General features: G+C 68.5%; 1 protein-coding gene. It reads left to right on the forward strand.

Going from position 1 to position 918, the window contains the following annotated elements:
• Positions 1 to 236: 236 nt before the first annotated feature.
• On the forward strand, positions 237 to 918 hold a 682-nt coding region (locus BIU89_RS12890; protein ID WP_071247115.1), incomplete at its 3' end, for a PfkB family carbohydrate kinase.

Here is a 918-nt window from a genome sequence, read left to right on the forward strand (position 1 = left end):
CCGGCGATGCCGATCACGAGACCGATGACCAGGGCGAGGATCTGCATGTCGCGACCCTGGCAGAACCCACCGACACCGCGCCTCCCGGCACTCCGAGGTGACCGCCGGACCAGCGTGACGGACACTACGCGACCCGCGTGACGGACCTCTGAATCCATGTCATGACATTAGGGCAAACAGGGTGTACAGTCGTGATCGTCCGCCGATGAAGCCGCACGGAAGGTCCACCGCGTCGCATGACGAACCAAGCTCCCCACGCCTACGACGTGATCACGATGGGACGCGTCAGCGTCGACATCTACCCGCAGCAGACCGGCCCGCTCGAGGACGTCTCGACCTTCTCGAAGTCCGTCGGCGGCAGCGCCACGAACGTCGCCATCGCCGCTGCTCGCCACGGCGCGGACGCCGCGGTCATCACCCGGACGGGCAACGACCCCTTCGGCCGGTACATCGCCCGCACGCTGCCCGAGTACGGCGTCGCGAACGCCTTCGTCGAGACGGTCGAGGGGCTGAACACCCCCGTCGCCTTCTGCGAGATCTTCCCGCCGGACGACTTCCCGCTCTACTTCTACCGGGCCCCGAAGGCGCCGGACCTGATGATCACGGCGAAGTCCCTGCCGCTGCACGAGATCGAGCGCGCGAAGATCTTCTGGACCACGGTGACCGGCCTCAGCGAGGAGCCGAGCCGACAGGCGCACCACGTGGCGTACGAAGCCCGGTCCGCCGCGCAGAACAGCACGAAGACCCACACCGTCTTGGACCTGGACTACCGGTCGATGTTCTGGTCGAGCCCCGAGGCCGCGACGCGCGAGGTCGCGATCGCCCTCGAGCACGCCACCGTCGCCGTCGGCAACCGTGAGGAGTGCGAGGTCGCGGTGGGGGAGACCGATCCGGTCCGCGCCGCCGACGCCCTGCTCG

This window comes from Curtobacterium sp. MCBA15_005 (assembly GCF_001864855.1).
GTDB lineage: Bacteria > Actinomycetota > Actinomycetes > Actinomycetales > Microbacteriaceae > Curtobacterium > Curtobacterium flaccumfaciens.